The organism is Ralstonia sp. GX3-BWBA, from assembly GCF_003290055.1.
GTDB classification, from domain to species: domain Bacteria; phylum Pseudomonadota; class Gammaproteobacteria; order Burkholderiales; family Burkholderiaceae; genus Ralstonia; species Ralstonia holmesii.
The window spans coordinates 1-20,645 of the sequence record NZ_QMKS01000021.1 but is presented as its reverse complement, the minus strand read 5'-3'; the positions used below and the strand labels follow the sequence as shown (position 1 = coordinate 20,645).

Genomic DNA, 20,645 nt, shown 5'->3' with positions numbered 1-20,645 from the left:
AAACCACGGACCCCGGGGCCGCATGGGAATCCCTCAGCCAGAACCCGGAGAAAGCGCAACGCTACAAGCGTGTGCGCGACCAGGAAACCGCCACTGGATCCCGTAGTCCGCAGCATGGAGCGGCCGGTCTCGCACGCTTTTCTACGAGTTTTCCGAATAGGCGTGCTTGGCAAGCGCGGCAATCATGGGCGAGTGCTCGTAGTCTGCCCAGGAGAATCGTTATGCTCAGAGCCATCGACGGCGGTGGTGGCGTCCCGACGCCCCCCAAGCCCATCCAACCGCCGCCGCCCCCCAGTGCACGCGATGTGTCCGATGCCGAGACGGCCCTGAAGAATGCGCTCCAGGGCAAGGCACCCGACGATACGGCGGCGCTGAAGGCTGCCATTGAGAAAATCCAGCAGACGCAGCCCGCGGTCAGCCGAGATGCGCTTGCGCGGGCCGCCATCCTGCTGCAGGCCGCGCACAACAAGTCGGCACCGGCCACGACGCAACCCAAGGTCGATGCGCTTGAGCAGGCCGCCAGCCAGGTCGGCCTCACGCACGTGTTCGACAACACGACGCTGGACAGCGCCACGCATTCGCTGTCCGACAAACCGCTGGCAACCGACCAGGCCCCGCCCACGCAAGCCGTGACGCTGCAAGACGCACGGGCCGCCATTCAGGCAGGGCTCGACGGCGGCATGACCGAGGCCGAAGCCGTCAACGCAGCACGTGCCCAGCTTGGCGGCAGCGAGCAAAACGAGACGGTCCTGAGCGAAGCCGCCCTGACCATCGCAGCCGAAAAAGCCGTGGCAGACGGCAAGGTCCCGGCCGATGCCGACCCCATCCAGAATGCTGCCAAGCAGGACGTCTGGCTCGGCATTTTCTCCAAACCCACCATCGACAACGTGGTGAAGGCGCTGCACGTCGAGCTCAAGCCGGCCGCCAATCTGGACGACACCGTCAAGGCCACGCAGACCGCCTTCGAGACCTGGCAGAAGGACAAGGCCGCCAATGCCGACGCGGCCACGCTGGCGCGCGACAAGCAGGCCTACCACACCGCCCTTTCCGATGAACTGAACACCGCTGCCGGCCAGCCCGACAGCCAGTGGCGTGCTGATCCACTCCAGACCGATCGGCGCCTGCTTGCCGAGCGCCTGGTCGCGCAACGCAATAGCGCCGCAAGTGGCACACAAGGCAAGCCTGACGCGGCCAGCGTGCTGAACGACCTGCACGCCGCAGAGATCGTTGACGCGGCGCAGGCCGCACGCGCGTCGGGCGGTGCTGACGGCAACCTCAAGGCAGCGCAGGCGCTCACCCAGCAATTGCGCGGCGTGGCCAACACCGACCCGCTCTATGCGAGCGTGATGGACGACGCACGCACGCAGGACATCCAGTCTGGCGCGCTGCAGGACATCACCCACGCCAGCGGCAAGAACCCGCACGACACGCTGGTGGCCGAAGGCAATGCGCTATCGCGCTACAAGGACACGGTGCTGTACAAGGACCTCGTCAACTCGGTGCTGAACGCCGGCGTCACGCACGACAACATCACCAAGGTGGGCACGCCTGGCGAACTGCGCGACATCGCAGCGCTGCTCGAAGACGTGCAGCGCGCCTCGCCCGAACTGGCGCAGTCGCTCTACACGCAAAACCTGCAGGGCAAGGTCGACAGCAAGATCAAAGCGGGCGACCCCGAGGTCTACGCCCCCTCCATGCAAACGCTGGACAAGCGCGACGACTACTACGGCCCCATCAGCCGCATCGTCAACGCGCTGGGCGGCCCGAAGAGCGACGGCGCAGCCCATGTCATGGGCAGCCTGCGGTCCTTCCTCTACAACGCGCAGGCCGACCAGGACCGCTACAAGGAAAACGGCTATACGCCTCCCAGCACACCGTTCGACACGCTGGGCCTGGCCAAGGCCAACAATGCATCGATGGCGCCGTACCAGACCATCATCGATGAAGACCCGAACGGCGCGCTGTCGAAAACGCTGCAGAAGCACACCGGCCTGAAGCCATCGCCGCCCACGGTGCCGGTCGGGCCGGACGATGCGGCCCACCTATCCAAGGCCCAGGCGGCGCTGGACAAGGCGCTGGGCGGCGGCACGGCCGATGCGGCCGGCCTGCAGAAGGCGCTCGATGCCGCGCGCAACGACAAGGCAAACGCCGACATCAGCAACCAGACATGGGCCCAGGCAGCGGTGCTGGCACGTGCCCAGGCAGTGACCGTAGCGCGGCAACAGGACAACACCGGCGACAAGGCAGGGGACAAGGCAGGGCAGCCCCAGCCCCCCAGCGACCCCATCGACCAGGCCACCAAGGACGTCGACGGCGACCAGCTTTTTACCGAACAGGACCTGCAGGACGGCGTGAACGCCCTGCGCAAAGGTAACGTGGCAGCAACGCCGGATGCCAAAACGCCCGACACGCAGCGCGACGGCGCCCAGCCCGACACCACCGCCCATCTGGGCCAACTGGTGGCCAGCGGCATGACGCTGCCCGAGGCCATTGCCGCCACGCGAGCCTGGCTCGGCGGCAACGAACAAAACGAGGCGATGCTGACGCAATCAGCACTGACAGTGGCTGCGCAACAGCATCTGGAGGACTACTACCAAGACCCGACCCAGGACCCCGTCGATGCCGGGGCCCAGGACCTCGCCAAGCTGAACGTGCTGGACCCGGACGTGCTGCGCGTCACGGCGGGCATCATGAAGCAGGACATCCAGCCCGACCAGAAGGCTCTGGACAGCGCGGTCACGCAGGCCCGCACCGACTACGCGGCGTGGCAAGACGCCAAGGCCAAATCTGACAAGGCGCCCGACAACGCGGACCTCAAAGCCGCTGCCGCACACGCCCTGCAGTCGTATCACAACGACCTCGACCAGGCGTTGAATGTAGCCGCCGGCCGCAAACCCGAAGATGGCGATTGGCAGCTCAACCCCGACAACGTCGATACCCTGTGGAAGGCGCAGAACGCCGTCACCATGGCCGGCATCGGGCCCGAGATGGAGACGGCGCGCGGCACCGGCAAGGACTCGCCCGAGTTCAAACAGTTGCTGACGAGCTTCCAGCAATGGCAGACGGGGCTTGGCGCGCAACAGGTGCTGCACATCGCAGCGCACGCCCTGCAAACCAACGGTGGCCCGGGCAAGGGCGACGCGGCGGCGGCCAAACGGCTCACGGGCCTGCTCGCCGGCATGCAGTCCGGTGACCCGCTGTTCGACCAGGTCATGGGCGATGCGAGCATCTCCGGCTTGCAGCAGCGCGCGCTGCAATCCATCCTCGACCAGGCGCCCATGATGTGCACCGCCGCCAACGACGGCAAGGATTCGCCACAGGGCCGGCTCACCGCCATGGGCACGTCGCTCGATGTCTACAAGGGCACGATCTTCTACGCGCAACTGCTGGACGACACGATCCAGGCACCGCAGACCCAGTCGCTGTTTCAGCAGAGCGGCGCCCAGGTATTCGGCAAGGGCAAGGGTGATCAGGCCAACGCCGCGGCCGATCAGATGAACGGCGTCGCGCCGGACTTGGCCGCTGCGCTGTACCACAGCCAGTTCCAAGGCAAGCTGGACGTGACTGACCTGAAAGCCATGTCGCGCATCTACGCAGCCGCGGGCGGCGCACGCAACCAGGACATGACCGACCTGCGCAAGCAGATCGAGGGCCTGATGCTCAAGCCGCTCGACAACGGCGGGCTGGGCACCGAATCGGTGGATTCGCGGCTGAACACGACGTACTTTGTCGGCGGCGATGGCATGGCCGTGGTCACCGGACAGGATTTCGGGCTGAAAGATGTGAAGGACGACAACGTCCCGATGCAGCTCACGCAGGACATCCTCGGCGACAACATCGGCGACGACGTCAGCAAAGAGATCCGGCGCGAGACCGGCTTCAAAGACTCCCCCAAGCCGCCGGCGCCGGTCAGCACGGTCCCCAATGCGCCCAACGCGAGCCCACGGCTGCAGAACGACCTGCACTGGGCGCCCGACACCGCAGGCGTGAGCTCGGGCACCACCGCCGGCGTCACGGCCAGTGGCAACACCATCGGGCTGCCCTGGCAGGACGGCATGCACACCGTCACCAGCCAGGCCCAGGTGTACAACGCCGTGGGTCAGGCATACGGGCTGGACCCCACATACTCGGCACGCTCGCTGGACGAGCAGCAAGCCATGGCCGACGGCCAGTTTGCTGAATACAACGGCAACGAAGTCGTCTACGACCACAAGGGCCACAAGACCACACTGGCCCAGGTGGCCAGTCAGCTCATGCACGGCGAAGGCGTGAACACGCCCAGCGGCGCCACGCCCGTGGCACTTACCTCGCTGTCGATGCAGTGGTGGGACAACCGCGAGGGCAAGGGCGACGCCAAGCGCCTGGCCATCATGGAGGGCATCGGCACCGACGGGCGCTATATCGACGTGGGCCCGGCCGATACCACCGTGCGCAACGGCTATGGCGACTGGCAATCGCACAGCGGGCTGGATCGCGGCCTGCTGATCGCCCAGCCGCACTGGGTGGTCGATGCCAACGGCAACCTGATGACCGACGACGGTTACTGGAAGACCTACAAGCCCGACGACCACTGGTACAACTGGGAGCACCTGAAGACCGATCTGGAGATCGGTCTGACGGTGGCGGCCGGCATCGTCACCACCGTCGTGCAACCCGAGACCGCTGCGCTGTGGGCCGTGGTGCTATCGAACCTGGCCGATGCGTACTTTGCGGTGACCGCCGTGGCGGGCGCGGCACAGTCGGTCAAGGCGCTTTCCACCGCCAAGGGGCGCGACGATCCGTGGAACTGGGTGGGCCTGGGTGCCAACGTGCTGGGCGGGGCAGCGGGCGTGGGCGGGCTCGTCAACCGCACGGCCGTGGCCGCAGCGCGCGTAGGCGCCTACAACGCCGACTTCATGGAGGCGATCAACGCGGTGCGCATCACGCGCGGTGCCAGCGCGGAAGATGCCGCGCGCATCAGCCTGCTCAATGACAATCGCTGGGCGTTGCGCCCGTTCCAGAACAACCTCACCAACGCCGTGCTCAGCCACGCGCTGTATGGTTCGCCCGCGGCAACCGCCAACGCGGCGCAACGGCTGAATGCCGTGTTCGGGGTCACGCGCAACCCGGGCGTCGTCGCCGACCTCACGCGGGGCACGCTGCGCTTGCAGCGGCTGAATGAGGCCATCCCGCTGCTCAACCGGGCGGACGTGCTCGCCAGGCTGCCCGCACGCCTGCGCCGGCTGGCCGGGCTGCGGTTCCTGGGCGGCGGCGCCCTCGCCTATCGACTGATGGGCACCGGCGCGCTCAACACCAACCTCGCGGCCATGCTGCACCAGGGGCAGTCCCTGGCGACATCCAACGGACAGGCCACGGGCGAAGACTGGGTGCAGTTCTTCACCTCGGCCGGGCTCATGGGGGCCGGCATGGGTGTGGCGCGCCAGCATGGCGCATCGCAACGGCAGGCCTACGAGGCGGCGGCAGCCAACCTGGCTGCTTCTGGCATGCGCATGCCGGGCGTGGCGCCCGACCCGGGCAGCACGCCGGTACAGCGCGTGGTGCCCGAACTGGGGCCGCGTGGCGCCGAATCGGCACTCGAGTCGCAGCAGGCGCTGCTTGCCAGGGTGCAGGCAGACGGTGCAGATGGCGCGTTGCGTAACGACGCGGTGTACCGCATGTACGCCCGCACGGGCGGCGTCACGGGCCCGGAAGACACCATGCCGGGCGAGTTCTATTTCCCTCGCCTGATCGCACTGGCAGAACAGCGCCCCGAAGGGGCCTACACCGTGTCGCAAGCCGACGGCGCCTTCGTTGACAGCACAATGCCGACGGAAGGCCGTGCGCGCACCACGTTCTATCACTTCCTGCGCGAGGACGGCCGGGTCGACCCGGACGCCGTCACCGAGCGCGTCTATGTCAACGCAAAGACGTCGCATGTGCTCGACGTGCTGGACTTCCTGGTGCGCGGCGTGGTGGACCAGCCCGGCCGCTTCCCCGGCATCTACGCGGCCAAGGCGGCCGGCCCCGACGCCGCCGGCCCGCGCGCCGACAACATCGTCGTGTATGCCACCGACCGTGCGGCTGTGGACCGCGTGGTGGAGGCGTTGCGGCATTACCAGCAGCAGCATCCGGAGTACTTCCACGACACCGTGCCCTCGATGACCGAGGCGCAGCTGCGCGGCGTGTCCACCGCGGCGGAACCGACCCCCGCGATGGTCGACCGGCTGCTCAGCGCCATCGACAGGTTTGCCGCCGGCAACACGCAATTTGGCGCCACCGACATCGGCCGCACGCCCAGCCCGGAACAGAGCTTTGGCAGCATCCGCGCCTACGCGATCTCCTTGGCCCAGCACGACACCGTGCTGGCGCAGCAGGCCGCCGCGCAATACGGCGTACCGTTCGATTACGGCGCCGCGCTGCAGAAAGCCACCAGCCGGCGCTTTGCCGAGATCGGCATCGACCCCGCCAACCCGGCGCGCAACCTCGGCGGCCCCGTGGCACGCCCGGCCGGCTCGCCCGACTACAGCGGCACCGGCACGCAATACCGCCCACACGACGGCACATACGAGACCACGCCGGCCGACCGCGTGACGATGTCGTTTGGCGGCGCACCGCTGCCGCCCAGCGCCCGCGCACTGATTGGTGCCTCCGACACGCTCACGCGCCAGTTGCGCCTGCTGCAAGACGCCGGCTGGACGGTGCGCCTCGGACACCCCAACCAGGGCTCTGCCGTGGATGCCGAGCGCAAGACCATCACGCTCGACGCCAATGCGCACGACGCCGGGGCGCTGGTCTACACGCTGGGCCATGAGGCCGACCACGCTGTGAAGGCCGAACTCGATCTGCAGGGCCTGCAACGCCACAGCGAGGGCAGCTTCGTGCAGTCCTTGCTCGCCGGCGAGGCCAGCGCGCAAGGCAACGCGTTCAACGTCCGCGATGAGGTGCTGGCCGCAACCGGTGTGGACATCGGCGCCCGCGCGCAGATGCCGCAGCCCCTGGAGCAGGCCTACGCGCAGTGGGATGCGAACAACCCAGAGGCATACCTGCGCCTGGCGCAGACCATGGGCAGCATGCGCACGTCCGTCGCGCCAGACCAGACCTACGTGCAGTACTACGCCTCGCGCTGGAACGGCGGGGCGCCCGGCACACCGCACATGCCGGCGCCGGCGACGGCGTCCGGCGCCCAAAAAGCGGCGCAGGCCGCCGAATGGCTCGATGTGAAAGACTTGCGGACGTTGCGGCACGTGCCCGGCGCCGAGGTACCCAGGCTGAGCGATCTGGCCGGCAAGGCGGGCAGCAACACCGTCCTGATCGCGCTCAAGGGCACCAGCCAGCCGGACGGCACGCCCGTCATCGTGGCCACCACGCAACTGCGCGACGACGGCACCTTCGCGCCGCCCCAGGCCGTGCGTGGCAGCAACGTCCCCAAGATCGTCAAGCGCGCCGTGCGTGGTGATAACTCAGCGATGCACACCGCACGCAAGGGCGTCGACTTCTACATCAGCCCCGTGCCGTACGAGCGGTTGCAGGCGCTTGGCGGGCCATCGCGCATCAATAGCGATGACGGCTCGCATGTGCTGTCGCCTTCGGCCGACAAGATCGACGCCGAGGTTGTCACGCACATCGAGCAGCTCGGCGGAGCCAAGCGCTACAAGAGCGTGCAAGAGGCGACCAGCGCCGCGAAGGACAGCGACATCATCTACGTCATCGACAAGAAAGGCGGTGCCCCGAAGGGCCACGCCAAGCGCGGCACCGACGGCACATGGACATACCACGTGGATGCGCCCATGGACGGGGCTACCGTGCCCGAACGCAGCCTCGAAGCTGCCTTTGCCAAGCAGCAGACGCACGGCGCACGCACACTGCGCAGCGCGCCGCGCGGCGTGCGCTTCGTGGTGAGCTCGGTGCAGCCCGAGACGGTCAAGGAACTGGGCGGCTTCCTGGAACCACGCACGCTATGGAAGCGGGCCGAATACGGCATGCCGGCCTTCAAGCCGGGCGAAGTTGCACAGGCCACCACCACACTGAACCGGCAGGCCAACGGCGGCTTCCTGCGCGGGCGCGCTGCGCAGCTTCTGCAATGGCGGCAGCGCACGCTGGAGGAGCCCGTCACCACCGGCACGCCGCTGGAAGCCACGGCTTACGCCTACGCCGACACGCGCATGCTGCCCGAGTCCGACGCCCATGCGCTCGACTACAGCGGGGCGAACATCGTCCATCTGCGCAACCTGGCGAAACAAGGCAAGCTCGAAGCCGGCACGCATTACATCTACGTCTACGAGACGGCCGACCACGCTGGCAAGCTGGGGGGCCATACGCCCATCGGCCGCCTGGAGCCCGATGGCAATACCCTCATGTGGTATGACGTGCGGAACAAGGCAGCCACGCAGCACAACGGCACCCCGGCCAATGAATTGGCAATCGGACACGACAGCTTCGGCTCGGATACTCACTTCCTGCTCACGCGTCTGCCGCCCGATCAATTCGAGGCATGGCAGCGCAGCGGCGCCGGCCTGGAGATCGGCGTGTTCCAGCCGGTGCTCTCCAGCACCACCACGACGGCGCTGCCGCCCGACGCGCCCAAGCTAGGCAACCTCACCCGCCCGCTGGACGAGGTCGAACTGCTGGCCGGCAAGGAGACCGATCCCTATGCCAGCAATGTTGAATTCAAACCCGTCAAAGACCACGCGCCCCAGGTGGTGATGGCCGATGCGCAGCTCTGGCGCAAGCTCAAGCTCAAGCTGCGCGTGGCACGCGATGTGGCCGCCAACACCGTGTCGCGCCGCGTGCCATTCGCGGGCAAACGCATCGCACAGCGGTTCTCGGCGGCGGCCACGGGAGACCGGCACATGGTCAACACGTTCCTGCGTTCGGAGTTCCCGCTCCAGGCGCGGTTGGCGCCGATGGGCCGGGCATATCGCCTACGCGACGACCCCGCCAAGGCTCTTGCGTTCATCAAGAAAACGGGCGGCGCCATGCCGGTGATCTCGCTCGTGGTCGACCCGTATTCGCTGCGTGCCGCCGTCGGCAAGCGACAGGACCCAAGCTTTGTGCAGGCCGCCAAGCAGATCGACGTGAACAACGCCACCATCGACCATGCGAATGCACAGATCAAATCCGGCAGCGGCGCCGATCAGAGGAAGCTGTTCCTGGATGACCTGCACCAGTCGCGTCTCGACAAATGGCTCGACCTGTCGGCGCAGACCGGTGTGGTCATCCGCCTCGAATTCGCGCCGTCGCGGCCGCTGATCGGCACCAACGACCACTTCACCGCGCGCACCAATGACGCGTACGACAACCACGTGCGGCTGTTCTCGATGCTTGAGAAATGGGGCAGCACCCATGCCGATGCGCCGCCACCCCACGTGATGGTCAGCTTCCACGGCTGGGATACGGTGCTCGAGCCGGTGCCGGGCGGGGGCAACGCCAAGCTCGTCGAACAGGTGCTGGAGCGCCCCACGCTGCCCTGGGTGCACATGGGCGTGTCGTACGCCACCAATGGCGCCGACGCCATCGCCAACGAGCGGCTGAACACCGTCGTGGCCGACATGGTGCTGCGCTTTGAGCAAGACGGCGCGCCCACCCAAGGCCGGCTGCATGGGGACGACGCCCTCACGCGTGTGTTCGAGCGCCCCTCCAAGAGCCAGTACGATGCCCAGAACCAGGTGCTGCTGGCCGAGATCGCGCGGTTGGGCAAGCAGAAGTACAGCCTGTCGGACAGCCAAGTCAACGCGATCATCGACCGCGTCTTCAACGGCAACACGACCGCGCTCGTCAATCGCGCCCGCGCTACCGAGATCGACTTTGCCAAACCGCTGTGGGAAGCCAAGTGGCACCTGAGTCCGACAGAAAAACGCGCCCGCCAGTTTGCCGACCAATGGACGACCGAGATGGGCGTGGCTGCGCGCCCCGCGGGCGCGAAGGCGCTGCCCGCGTCGGCAAGCAACCAGGCCGCTCCCCTGCCCACCTGGCGGGAAATGGTGGAAAACGAGAAAGCCCTGTCGGTGGACGCGTCCGGTGAGCCGCAGAGTGCCGGGCGCGTGGAAACCACGCAGACCGCGCGCAAGATGCTGGTCAAACCCGAACAGGCATCGGCGGAACTCAATGCGCTTGGCGTGGAGGGTGCCAAGCCCAAGCTTGGCACGCGTGCGCGCGAAGTGGTGACCGTGGGTGCCTCCGTGGCAGGGGGCGCGGGTGCGGTGCTGATCGGCATACCCGGCACTGGCGCCAATACCGTTTCGCTGGCCAGCAATCCCTCCATGCTGCTGCTGCGTGTCGGACGCTCGGCGCAGGTGCTGCATCAGGCGACGATGGCAACCATCGAGCGCGCAGACCCACGCGTCTTCAGCCAGGCCACGCAGACGATGGTCGACCGGCTGGTCAAGGCACTGCCAGACCACACGTCGGAGAAGACCGTACCGGCCAACCTGGCAGAGATCGAGGGCCGCCTGCGCACGTTCGTTGCCGAAGCCAACTGGAGCGTGCACAACATCTACCAGCGCCTGGGCAATCGGGAAATCACGCGCACGCAGGCCAGTGATGCCACGCAGGCCGTGTCGGCCGATCTGGTCAAACAGATTCAGGCCGTCTTCAGCGGCACCGGGCTGCAGCAGGTGCATCTGGGCCACCCGCGCACCAAGCTCGGCTATTGGGGCCGACAGATCGCCATCGGCGGTTACAGCGCGGGGCTGGCCTCGTATGCGCACGCGATGGCGACCAAGGCGTGGACACTGGCGCACGATTCGGCCATCTGGTACGTGCTGCCCACAGGCGGCACAGTGGCGTCGATCGCGTACACCACCGGCGTGCTGCTCGGGCGCGGGCGCAACATCGACATTGAGCAGCGCAGCCGCACGGTGCGCGGGTTCGATATCTCGGCAGACACGCTGGCCGCCACCGGCGGCATGCTGCTGGGCGCCGCGCAGCTGGCGGGTGGCGACTACATCAAGGGCGTGCCGATGCTGCTGTCGTCGGGCGCGCTCGGCCTCTCACGCTTCAGTTCGCACTTTCCGAATGCGTCGGAGTTTGTCAGCAAGCACAAGATCGCCATCGCGCTGCTGCCGCTGTCGGCGTATGCATTCAACCTGATCAAGCCGCTGTTCATGCAGGACGACAAGAACAAGCGCCCGCCCGGCACATCGGCTGTCACGCCGTCGCCCAGTGCATCACCGAGTGCATCGGCATCGCCTTCGGTGTCACCGTCGCCATCGGTCTCGCCGTCCGCGTCGCTCTCGCCGTCCACCTCGCCGTCCACCTCGCCCTCGTCGTCGGCCAGCCCGACGGCGCCGTCAACCAGCCAGCCTCCCAGCACACCGGCCACCCCGCAACCCGCGCCCACGCATTCCGAGTACGTGGTGCAGTCGGGCGATACACTCAACGGCATTGCCGACCGGTATCGCACTCCGCTGTTGCACGAGGCGCACGTCTCCGATGCGCAACGCCAGGCCATGTCGGACGAGCAGCAGGTCGAGGCAGCCCTGGCGCAGTTGCTGCAGATCAACCCGCAGTTCGCACATCGCAATGTCGGGCTGATCCACCCGGACGAGCCTATCGTGATCGTGCCGTGAGCCGCGTGGCCGAGTCGGATTCCAACCGGCCGCGGGGGCGACGCGGCCGCCCTATTCCTCTGGGTGCATCTCGCATGTCCGGCGTCTGCCTAGATCGGCTGAGACAGTAATCGCTCGAGCGCTTCAAGCCTATGTCTGCGTATTGTGGTGATGGCGTAGAAGCGTTCCTGCAATTGCGTCGACTGCCCTACAGTCACCAGGATTCCCGCTCGCAACTCATCTTGAACGACAACTTCGGGCAACACAGCCAACCAGCCGCTGTCACGTGCAATCAGACGCAGCATGGCCATGTCGTCTATCTCCGCCCGCAATCGGGGGACCACACCCATTGACGCGCACAGAGCGTCGAACTGAGTTCTAAGCGCGTGGCGCGGCCCAGGTAACGCAATCTCAAGCCCATCAAGATCTTCTGGGATGTGCAGGGTTCGGCCTTTCCAGATTGCTGCTGGCCCAACCAGGGAAATGGATTGACTACCAAGATACTGACAGTGAAGAGGGCGATCCGGATTGGTGGGCACGCTTTCATTGGCGAGCACAACGTCAAGTTGATGTTCGACCAGCCGGCCGAGCAAGTCTTCGAGAACCCCGGATTCCAGGGTGAGTAGCACTTCGGGGTCAGCCAAGAGCGGCTTGATCCAGTTCTCCTGATAGTTTCTCGACAGGGTCGCCACACTTCCAACGCGAAGTCGCGTCATTCCCTCGCTTCGGCCAACCAATCTTCCGAGCATCTCCTGGCCGAGTCCGAAAATGTCTTCAGCGTAGGACAGCACGACCTGGCCGGTCTCGGTCAGCACCAGGCTGCGTCCTTCCCGGCTGAATAGGGCATCGCCAAGTCTTTCTTCCAACTGGCGGATCTGAGCGGAAAGCGCCGACTGGGAAGTGTGCAGCTCGCGGGCGGCGCGCGTGAGGTGCCCCAACTTGGCCACGCGCCAAAAGTAGAACAAGTGATGGAAGTTAAGCTGCTCCAGCCTGATCATTCTATTTTATATATCAAATCGTTCTGATCATTGAATTTTACAGAATGATTTCCAGAGGAGAAGATGCGGGCACACGAATTTTCGCCAGCGCTTCCCATGGACATCGTTCACGTTCTTACGGCTGTTTCGACACTCCTGCCGGCAGGTTTGATGGGGGTGGCCGCCCTCCTTCCTCGGTCCGCCCGCGCAAGTACGCCGACACTTTGGCACGGCTTTATCGCACTGTCGGCCATCTCCTTGTGTGCTGCCATATTCTCTTTGGCCTGGGCGACGTGGAGTTCCGGCGAACCTCTTGGCAGCTCCGTCCTCTCGCCTTGGCTGCGCCTGTCCCTGATTGGCGGTTGGATGGCCGTGCTTGTCCAACTGCTGGGCACCTGCATCGGCGCGTTCTCTGCGCGGTACCTGCAAGGCGAGCAAGGGCAACGCAGCTATCTCGGCGCGCTTGCCGGGGTGTTGGCATCTGTTCACCTGCTCCTGCTCGCAGACCATTGGGTGGTATTGATCGGAGCATGGGCGACGATCGGCGTCGCGTTGCAGCGTTTGCTGTGCTTTTACCCCGACCGACCGTTCGCAATGCTTGCCGCGCACAAAAAGCGTTTGGCAGACCGGTTGGCAGATGTCTTCCTGGTGACGGCAGCCGCGTTTGCCTGGCACGAGGTAGGCAGCGGTTCTCTGTCGCAGTTATGGCTTCACATTGCGCACGAAGGGGTATCCGCGAGCCTTCAGGTCAGCGCGGTCTGCATCGCCGTCAGTGTGATCTTGAGAACAGCTTTGCTGCCCGTGCACGGATGGCTCATCCAGGTCATGGAGGCTCCGACGCCCGTATCGGCATTGCTGCATGCGGGTGTAGTGAACCTGGGCGGCTATGTGCTGATCCGATTTGCCCCGCTGCTCAGCCCGAGCGCGCCGGCTCGCTGGCTGCTGATCACGGTAGGGCTGACCACGGCAGTCATGGGCGGGTTGATCATGCTCACCCGGATCAGCATTAAGGTCCGGCTGGCCTGGTCCACGGTGGCGCAGATGGGGTTCATGGTGATGGAGTGTGGATTGGGCCTGTACACACTGGCAGCGCTTCACCTCCTCGGCCATTCGCTTTACAAGGCGCACGCATTTCTCTCCGCGTCCTCGGTGGTCGATCGGCTTCGCGTGGAACAGCTCCTTGGCCATGAAAAGCGCTCGCGCTTGAGTTTGTACGCAGCCCCCGCCATCGCAATCGGCATCGTCGTCCTTCTTCATGCGCTGGTGGATCAGATTCCCTGGCCTTGGTGGTGGAGCGGCATTCTCGCGCTTGCGTGGGCGCCACTGCTTTGGCTGCCATCCGTCAAGGAAGGCTCGACCGCTGCAATGCTGCTGGCCAGACTTGTCGCAAGCCTGATCAGTATTGCGGGTCTCATGGGCGCAGCAATCGTCCTCCACCTCTTGCCAACTGGCATAGCGGACCACGCCGACACAGGTGGCGGCATTGCAGCGTTGCTCGGCATGGCCGCCATGCACTGCGTCTTGGTGGCGTTGCAGACATCTCCCCACGCTTTGGCTTCTCTGCGCCGTGCCTGTTATGCGGGCCTTTACTTGGATGAGTTTTATACCCGTTTGGCGTTGCGCTCCTGGCCGACCAAATGGACGCCAAGTCGCTCGGATGTCTTCCCCCTCGCAGTCGCCCGAGCCGCCAAGGCGAATGCAAACCAGTAAATGCTGCTCAGAGAGGTTCACATGAACAACGGTATTGCCTCCTTAAACAGTCCCGGCCCGATGTCGGAACATAACGCAGCCTGCGTCAACCTTGAGGCCGAAAAGTACACGGACGCTGCGCGGCTGGAGCAGATGGAAGCCGCCTGCAAACAAGCATGCGCAGCGATCGCACCGGCATGGCCTTTAGATCGGGCAATTGCAGTCAATCCTCATTGGGGCCGGGTGAGCATGCCTGTTCGCCAAGTGGCAGCCCGGATGGCAGTGCTTGGAGGCATCCAGGTGTTTCCAAGCCGTCCAAGCCTGCGCCAAGCGTGGCAATCTGGCCGCATCACCAAAGACGACGTCGAATATGCGCTTGCTGCCTTGCCCGCCGCCAAAGTGTCCGGTCTGACGGCTTCCCAATGCCTGAATGCCATCAACACCGATTGGTCAGCGCCACGTTTGCCGTTGCTGATCGACATACTTGACACTGATCCATTGCGCCATACGAGGCTTTCCTGGCGCGAGGCAATCACGCACCAGGTTAGCCAAAGTTGCGCCGCCTATTTCGACGAGAATCAGTCGGACTGGGCTATCCAGAAAAACGATGGGCTGTATGCCTTCTGGCGCGACACGTTACGGCACGATCGCGGCATTGGCTTGCTAATGGGCATTCCGAACCTTGAGCTGCATCTGGCGGAGCTGCCGCCCACGTTCCGGGACGCCGAACACTGGGCGCTGGAGCAATTGGATCTGCCCAGCGATGTCTGGCCAGATTATCTGGAAGCCGTATTGCTCACGGTGAATGGCTGGGCATCTTGGTGCGCCTACCTTGGGTGGCAAGCTCGTCAGAGCGGGAAGGAAGATCCAAACCTGCGTGAGTTGCTTGCCATTCGGCTTGCCTGGGGCGCCGTTCTGCAGAAGTGTCATGACGACTACAGCACGAAGACCGCCATTTCAACCCTTCGCAACGCCTGGCGCCGCGCATCTTCGACGCTTGCAGAGGCCGAGGACGCTTTGCTGATCGACGAGGTTTGGCAGTACGCCCTGGAAGCCGGTTACCAGCGCCAGCTAGCGCATCGCGTAGGAGCGTCCTGCGTGGCGCCTGAGCCCTCCGAGATTGAAGTACAAGCAGCGTTTTGCATTGACGTCCGCAGCGAACCCTTGCGGCGTTCCTTGGAGGCGGTCTGGCCGGCGGTCCAGACGCTGGGCTTCGCGGGATTCTTCGGCATACCCATTGCCTATACGCCGCTCGGAACAGGGGCGCGGCGCCCGCAACTACCCGGCTTACTGCCGCCTTCGATGGAGGTGACAGACAGCGTCTACCTCAGTACAGGCCAAGACGGACCCTCTGCTGACGGCACGGTCACACGCGCACGGCGCACCCGTCTCGGGGTTGCCGCACAGTTGAATCAATCCAGTCGCTGGCCCAGCGGTGCGTTCTCGTTTGTCGAGATTGCAGGCGTTGGCTACGCCGGCGCGCTGTGGCAGTGGATCCGTCCGTCGACGCAGCGGCGCGCGCGTGCAGACTTGGCAGGATTGCCCTCCCGGTACAAGAAGGTATGCAGACCTGCACTGCTATCGCAGTCTCCACGTGAAAAAGCTGACCTGGCGGGGCGCGTGCTCCGCGCCATGGGGCTCGCTCACAATCTGGCCCCGCTAGTGGTGCTCGTCGGTCATGGCAGCCAGTCGAACAACAATGCGCATTCGGCATCTTTGGATTGCGGCGCATGCTGTGGCCAAAGCGGTGAGGTCAATGCCCGCACCTTGGCCCTGCTCCTCAATGACCCGAAGGTGCGCGCCGAGTTGGTCAACTTGGGCGTCGACATTCCAGCACGGGTGCAATTTGTGGCGGCGCTGCATAACACGACAACCGACGAGATCGAAGCCTTCGACCTCGATCTGTTGCCCGAATCCGCGCTTGAGCGCTGGGCACGCTTTGAAGACGCAATGAAACACGCTTGCGATCAGGTCAGACGCGAGCGTGCGCCCAAGCTGGGTGTCGATGCACGTTTGCCGCATGATCAACTCTTGACCAAGCTCCTGCAGCGCGCCAACGACGGTGCACAGACGCGACCGGAATGGGGGCTGGCCGGCAATGCGGCCTTCGTGATCGCTCCGCGTTATCGGACCCAAGGTGCGGTGCTCGACGGACGCGTGTTCTTACATGATTACGACCACCGCAACGATCCCGACGGTAGCCTGCTCGATCAATTGCTGACGGCGCCCATGCTCGTGACCCACTGGATCAACTGGCAATATCACGCGTCAACATGTGATCCGCAACATCTGGGGAGCGGCAACAAACTCCTGCATAACGTCGTCGGCAGCTCAATCGGGGTATTTGAAGGCAATGGAGGGGATTTGCGAATCGGCCTATCCCGGCAGTCGCTTCATGACGGAGAGCGTTGGGTCCATGAGCCGCTTCGGCTGACTGTTCTGGTGGACGCGCCACAGGAAGCCATTGACCGGGTGATTGAACACCACATCGTCGTCCGGCAACTTGTCAGAAACGGTTGGCTTCACCTCTGGCGGTTCGGGCACAACGAACTTCAACGCTACACCGATGGCAAGTGGCAGCCGATCGGGCTGAGTGCGGCGTGAGACAACCACGTCAGACCGCCAAAGGGACTTCCTTCTGGTTGCTCGGACCAAGCTCGTCTCTACACAGTGCAGCCAAATCGCGTGAGCGTCTGAATCAGTATCCGGATTCATGAAAGAGGAAGCGCGAGCGCAATCACCAGGTTGAATGTTCGAAGAGCTCCTCTCAGCGCGCGACGACGGGAGCATGGATATTGATGCATTTCCGACTCATCAACGAGCATTGTGGTTGGCTGTAGAGAAATGCGCTGTTCGCCGTTGTAACGGGGCATTACCCTACAAGGGTGATGAGGAGGATTCGTGAAAAGGCTCCACAAGTCATTAGCCCCCAGGCATTACCGAAGCGGCGAAGCAGCAAAACTGGCTCGGATGCCAGCATCCACGCTGCGCATTTGGGAGCGCAGATACGCTGTAGTCTCGCCGCCGAAGAGCGCTTCGGGCCAACGCCTCTACACAGAGGAAGACATAGAACGCCTGCGCCTGATCAGCGGCCTTGTTGATCGTGGGCACCCAATCAGTGCCGTGGCGAGCTTGAATGCGGAATCTCTGAAGGCGCTAGTGGAATCGTCTGGCGTCGTTCAGGCGGCCCACGTTGAGCCCATTTCGCTTCTGATCGTAGGCTCAGTGTCACTTGACATCGCTAATTGCGCTTGCGCCCACATGCGTGTCTGCGGGCACCCCAGATCGCTTGAAGAGGCAATTCGAAGTGCACGCACAGGTATGAGGGCGGATGCACTGCTAGCCTCTGTTCCTTCGCTTCAGGAAGAAACGATTTCACGCATTGCGGCACTGGCCGAAGCGGTGCACGCGAAAGCCGTCAGCGTGATCTGCCCAGAGGCGTCAGTGCGCGCGACCGAGCGCGCAGGCCTTGGCGGCATACGCGTAATCCGACAATCCGACGCTGAAGCCAAGCCTGAACCGCTCGTCGCAGAGCTTGTCGATTGGGCTACGGCGCTCCGCCGGGCAGACATATTGAATGCCGACACTCGCAGGCGCTCGGCCCGCCGCTTCGACGACAAGGCGCTCGCCGCTCTAGCCGGTCACGCCTCGGCGATTCAGTGCGAGTGCCCGCGGCATTTGGCTGAACTCGTGATCCAACTCAGCGCGTTCCAACGCTATAGCGATGAGTGCATATACCGCTCGGCACGTGACGCCCTGCTGCACCGCCGGCTCGGGAACGTCGCAAACCGGGCGGTACAACTGCTTGAGACCGCGCTTGCAGAAATCGTCCGTCAAGAAGACTTGCTCAACACGGCTGAGCGCTAAACCGCTCCGACACGCCACGCCACGCCACGGTGACCATGAGCAGCTTCAAGCGATATTTCCAAAGACCCCTGCCCCTGCGCCTTTGCTGTTCAGTTGGGCACACGTCAGGAAGTCATCATGGGATTTGTTTGGATTACTGGAGCTAGCGGCGCTGTAGGCGCTGCCCTCGCTCGACGATTGAATAGCGCAGGCATTCCGCTGGTGCTGACTGCACGAGACCGGAGCAAGCTGGAAGCGCTTGCTGGCGCGCTCAAGTCGGCCCCGACACTGATATGTCCAGCCGATGTTACGGATCGGAATAGCGCTCAGCTTGCAGTCGAGGCCGGTGTCGCTCAGTTTGGTGCGCCGGAAGGCCTCGTGCACTGCGTCGGGTCGATCATCATCAAGCCGCTGCACCTGACTGCGGAGGACGAACTCAAGCAGGCATTCGACGCCAATTTTTTCTCGGCGTGGAATGTGTTGCGTCTGTTTGTACAGCAGGCCGTTCGCCACAGAGTGCACGCAAGCGCGGTCTTGATCGGCTCGGTTGCCGCCACTGCCGGCTTCCCGAATCACGAAGCAATTGCCAGCGCGAAAGCCGCCGTCGGAGCGCTTGCGCAGTCGGCGGCTGCAACGTATGCAGACCGCAATATCCGCGTCAATTGCATTCATCCGGGGCTGACCACATCAGCAATGTCTTCTCGCCTGACAAGTGCTCCAGCAGTTGCGGAGCGACTCGCCAAGACGAACCCGATGGGCCGGCTCGGACAAGGAGAGGACACCGCGGCGCTCGCGGAATTTCTGCTCAGTCCTGCAGCCTCTTGGATCACCGGCCAGCAGATCGGCGTGGATGGCGGCCAAGGGCGACTACTCGTACCACCTAAGTCATGAGTGCGCAGCCGAAATACTTGCGCTGCCTGGCTGTCCTACTCGGCATCGGCGGCCTCGTCCCGTTTATCGGGTTGGCGTGGCTTTGCCTGCGGGACACCTCGGGGAGCAGCGAATACCAGCATTCGCTGGTGGTGTACGCGGCGTCCATTACATCGTTTGTAGGTGCGGTGCACTGGGGGCTCGTGCTTGGCGAGGCAAACACCACGCGCAGGCATGCCTTGCAGCTTGCCTGGAGCGTCGTTCCATCGCTCGCAGCTTGGGGCGGAACCACCAGTGGCGAGCCGCGCACTGCGCTCGTCAGGATGGCGCTGGTGCTGGCAGCCTGCTGGCTGACGGATGCTGTTTTTTCGCGTTGGGGGGCAATACCGGCCTGGTACTTCCGGTTGCGCAGTCTATTGACCTTCGTAGCGGTGGCGTCGCTCATGCTTACCGGTCTTGCGAGCTCGGGGTGAGCACCGAAGACCGGTACCCCGCAAAGACGAGCTTTGCGCCAAGTTCATCAACTTCATCTGTGTCTGGAGCCTGTTCGGAGGGCCACGTGGCAATCGATTCAGAAAATGGAACCGTCATCTACAGGAACATCGGTTTGGGCGACATTGCCCGTTACCGCTTGTCCTGGGCCGGTAAGGTGTCCATCTTGCACCGTGCCAGCGGTGCGCTGATGTTCCTTCTTCTTCCGTTCGTGCTGTACTTGTTCGAGCAAAGTCTCACGTCGGAAATCAGTTTCGCCAAGTTCACGGCGCTTCTGTCCAACGGCTTTGCCAAGGTTGTCGTCCTTGCCCTCATCTGGGCATACCTGCACCACTTCTGCGCAGGTGTCCGTTACCTGATCCTCGATCTGCATATCGGCATCGACAAGGCTTCGGCCTCCAAGTCGGCTGTGAGCGTGCTGATCGTCAGCCTGCTGCTGACCGTCGTGTTCGGCGCCAAGCTGTTCGGCCTGTTCTGAGGAGTCGAATGATGGCAAATAACAATATCGGTCCCAAGCGCCTCGTTGTCGGCGCGCACTACGGCCTGAAGGACTTCCTCGCGCAGCGCGTCACCGCCGTGATCATGGCGGTCTACACCGTCGTGCTGCTGGCTGCGTTCCTGCTCTCCAAGGACACGTCTTACCAAAGCTGGGCGGGGCTGTTCTCCAACCAGTGGATGAAGATGCTGACGTTCCTGGCGTTCGTGTCGCTCACGTATCACGCCTGGATCGGTGTCCGTGACATCTGGATGGACTACGTGAAGCCCGTGGCAGTGCGTTTGACGCTGCAAGTGTTGACGATTCTGTGGCTCGTTGGTTGTGCGGGCTACGCAGCTCAGATTCTCTGGAGGGTTTAAGACATGGTCGCAGTCAAGACTGGGCTGCCGCGCCGCAAATTCGACGTCGTGATCGTCGGTGCGGGCGGTTCGGGCATGCGCGCATCGCTGCAGCTGGCAGAAGCCGGCCTCTCCGTGGCCGTGCTGTCCAAGGTTTTCCCCACCCGCTCGCACACCGTTGCGGCGCAGGGTGGTATCGGTGCTTCGCTGGGCAACATGAGCGAAGACAACTGGCACTATCACTTCTACGACACCGTCAAGGGCTCCGACTGGCTCGGCGACCAGGACGCGATCGAGTTCATGTGCCGCCAGGCACCGAACGTGGTCTATGAGCTGGAACACTTCGGCATGCCGTTCGACCGCAACGCCGACGGCACCATCTACCAGCGTCCGTTCGGCGGTCACACGTCGA

At 64.2% G+C, this 20,645-nt stretch carries 10 protein-coding genes; 9 read left to right on the top strand and 1 reads right to left on the bottom strand.

All coding sequences use genetic code 11. The features are described from left to right. Nucleotides 1-221: 221 nt before the first annotated feature. Nucleotides 222-11,546 carry an LWXIA domain-containing protein gene (locus DOD19_RS20040; protein ID WP_112187596.1) on the top strand — a complete coding sequence of 3,775 codons (11,325 nt, stop codon included), beginning with the start codon at nucleotides 222-224 and terminating at the stop codon, nucleotides 11,544-11,546. An 89-nt stretch (nucleotides 11,547-11,635) separates the two neighbouring features. On the opposite strand, the gene DOD19_RS20035 is transcribed toward DOD19_RS20040, so the two are convergent. Continuing rightward, the gene (locus tag DOD19_RS20035) at nucleotides 11,636-12,520 is read right to left on the bottom strand and encodes a LysR substrate-binding domain-containing protein (protein ID WP_112187697.1); all 885 of its coding nucleotides are present in this window, start codon (nucleotides 12,518-12,520) and stop codon (nucleotides 11,636-11,638) included. 99 nt (nucleotides 12,521-12,619) lie between these two features. Here DOD19_RS20035 and DOD19_RS20030 point away from each other — a divergent pair, with 99 nt between their 5' ends. The 8 genes from DOD19_RS20030 to DOD19_RS19995 form a co-directional block, all read left to right on the top strand. Beyond that, a complete protein-coding gene (locus tag DOD19_RS20030; protein ID WP_112187594.1) occupies nucleotides 12,620-14,212 on the top strand; it encodes an NADH-quinone oxidoreductase subunit L in 1,593 nt (530 codons plus the stop codon). Nucleotides 14,213-14,344: 132 nt separating this feature from the next. Beyond that, nucleotides 14,345-16,795, top strand: coding sequence for a DUF2309 domain-containing protein (locus tag DOD19_RS20025; RefSeq protein ID WP_239498060.1), 2,451 nt, complete (start codon nucleotides 14,345-14,347; stop codon nucleotides 16,793-16,795). Between the two features lie 297 nt (nucleotides 16,796-17,092). Beyond that, on the top strand, nucleotides 17,093-18,058 hold the full coding sequence (locus DOD19_RS20020; RefSeq protein ID WP_112187590.1) for a MerR family transcriptional regulator: 966 nt from the start codon (nucleotides 17,093-17,095) through the stop codon (nucleotides 18,056-18,058). Nucleotides 18,059-18,175: 117 nt separating this feature from the next. Continuing rightward, nucleotides 18,176-18,928 (top strand): SDR family oxidoreductase, encoded by a 753-nt coding sequence (locus tag DOD19_RS20015; RefSeq protein WP_112187588.1) that lies wholly within the window; start codon nucleotides 18,176-18,178, stop codon nucleotides 18,926-18,928. Beyond that, nucleotides 18,925-19,380 (top strand): DUF3429 domain-containing protein, encoded by a 456-nt coding sequence (locus tag DOD19_RS20010; RefSeq protein ID WP_112187586.1) that lies wholly within the window; start codon nucleotides 18,925-18,927, stop codon nucleotides 19,378-19,380. Before DOD19_RS20015 ends, DOD19_RS20010 begins: the two co-directional genes overlap by 4 nt. Nucleotides 19,381-19,466: 86 nt before the next feature. Further along, nucleotides 19,467-19,877, top strand: a complete 411-nt coding sequence (sdhC, locus tag DOD19_RS20005; protein WP_112187585.1) for a succinate dehydrogenase, cytochrome b556 subunit — start codon at nucleotides 19,467-19,469, stop codon at nucleotides 19,875-19,877. A gap of 11 nt (nucleotides 19,878-19,888) precedes the next feature. Then, nucleotides 19,889-20,254: a succinate dehydrogenase, hydrophobic membrane anchor protein gene (gene sdhD, locus DOD19_RS20000; RefSeq protein WP_004637532.1), complete on the top strand. Its 366-nt coding sequence runs from the start codon at nucleotides 19,889-19,891 to the stop codon at nucleotides 20,252-20,254. A 3-nt stretch (nucleotides 20,255-20,257) separates the two neighbouring features. After that, nucleotides 20,258-20,645: FAD-dependent oxidoreductase (locus DOD19_RS19995; protein ID WP_162634405.1), on the top strand; the 388-nt coding region annotated here is incomplete at its 3' end.